A 1,912-nucleotide genomic window follows, 5' to 3' on the forward strand; every position below is an offset into this window, starting at 1 on the left:
AGGTATAAGAGTGACTAGAAGGCATGTTACAGTTATTTTATATCCCACAGTATTAAGAAGAGGTTAATTAATGGTTGCTAATTTTGAAATGGCTTGTTTTAATTCTTCCCACACCTCTTCGTCTTATTCCATTACTAATCTTTTATGCAACCTCGATAAAACCACTTTACTACCAATAAAACTTAATGCAAAAGCGGCGTAAACTCTGATTTTTTCATTTGTGTCGTCAATACATTATCGATAAAGGGTGAAGCAATCTTTCGTAAGGAAATATGGAAAAGGATGTTGTTTTACATGGTCTGGCGATTTGAAAGACTTTTAAAAGAAGACGGCATTTAGTTTGCTATTTTTTTCGTCTCATAAGGTAAGATTACTTTTTTTAATGAGATACAATAAATAAAAGCCTCTAAGATGAACCTAGGGGCTTTTATTCTTTGTTTAAGGCTGATGTACAGGAAGAACCGTAACAGAGAATAATGAGATTGCCAATATTATATAATAATATGCTTCTGAAGTGAGGAATATAGGATAAAAATCCAGTCATTATTAACTGAAAATTCCCAATTTAAACAAAAATAAGTATATAATATTATAAAACAGTTATCTAAGTTTGTGGGTTACTACTTCTAAATAAGGAGGCGATACTCTTAAACATGTATGGAAATTTATTTTTTAGAAAGGAAATATTTGTAGGATGCAGAAAAGGAGAAATTTATTAGTCTAGAAAGGAATTAAAGCAGCTACAGTAGCCGCTGGTAATGCGGGTTTAGGTATTGCGTTTCCACCAAGTCGTTCAATGTTTATTTTATTGGGATTCGCTCCTATTGCAGCACTAGTTTCGGAAGCTCAACTTTATGTAGCATTACTTGCTGGGGGAGCTTATACAGAATATTTTTAACGATGTGATTAGTTCGACGTTATTAAATTAAAGCGCTTTCAACATAATTTGTTCAGCCCATTAGCCAGTCATTTCGTGTTCCTATTCAATTAATCTATGTATTAATTAATATATACAAAAAAATACTATATATCATACTGGAGGTTTTAGGATGAAAAAGAAAAAAGCATTATCCGGCCTGATGGCTGTGAGTTTACTAACTGTAATTCCGTGGAGTTCTGGACATGCTGAGAAACCTCAATGGACAAATGTGAATACATATGAGGAACAGGACGGAAGCAAGTTTAATAGCGAAAACTATGACTTTGTGAAATTCTCACAAATTGGTTCCAAATTAAAAGAGATTGAAAAACTTTCAAACCGTGTGAAAGTTGAAGTCCGTGGAACATCAGCTGATGGAAACCCACTCTACGTTGTCACGATTGCTGACCCAACAACGCAAGGGAAGTTCGGAAAAGTGAAAGCACTTAGAAAGCAAATGTTTAAGAATCCAGGCAAAGCTCAAGAATGGATCGCCAATAATCCTGACTTTAAAGTTCCAATCATGATTAATGGTTCTATTCATGGGACTGAATTTGTCGGAAGCGATGCAATCCTTCAATTAATTGAACGTTTTGCTACCCAAAATGATGCAACGACCAAAGACGTTTTAGAGAATAATATTCTTATTTTCAATGTCGTACAAAACCCTGATGGACGTATTGATGCCACCCGCTTTAATGGTGAAGGAATTGACATAAATCGTGACTTTATCACCCAATCGCAACCAGAAACAAAAGAGATGGTTGAGCTCATTAAAGAATGGAACCCGATGGTGTTCCTTGATACTCATGGTTATGTGAAGAATTATCAGCCAAATCTACAGGGGTTAATTGAGCCTTGTACGCCACCGCATAATCCTAATTACGAGTATGACCTATCCGGAAAATGTGCCTATATACAGGCAGAAGCGATGGAAGCGCAAATAATGAAGGATCATCAGAACAATTCAGGATCCTTGTAACACAACAAGAA

Annotated in this window: 1 protein-coding gene; it reads left to right on the plus strand. The window is 35.4% G+C overall.

All coding sequences use genetic code 11. The features are described 5' to 3' along the window. Positions 1–1,049: 1,049 nt before the first annotated feature. Positions 1,050–1,901, plus strand: a complete 852-nt coding sequence (locus tag ACFVSH_RS26100) for a M14 family zinc carboxypeptidase (protein WP_387708696.1) — start codon at positions 1,050–1,052, stop codon at positions 1,899–1,901. Positions 1,902–1,912 lie beyond the last annotated feature (11 nt).

It is taken from the genome of Peribacillus sp. NPDC058002 (genome assembly GCF_042886655.1).
GTDB classification, from domain to species: Bacteria; Bacillota; Bacilli; order Bacillales; family DSM-1321; genus Peribacillus; species Peribacillus aracenensis.

Coding starts and splice junctions, on each gene's coding strand:
- ACFVSH_RS26100 (WP_387708696.1), top strand. CDS start 1,050: ATGAAAAAGAAAAAAGCATTATCCGGCCTGATGGCTGTGAGTTTACTA.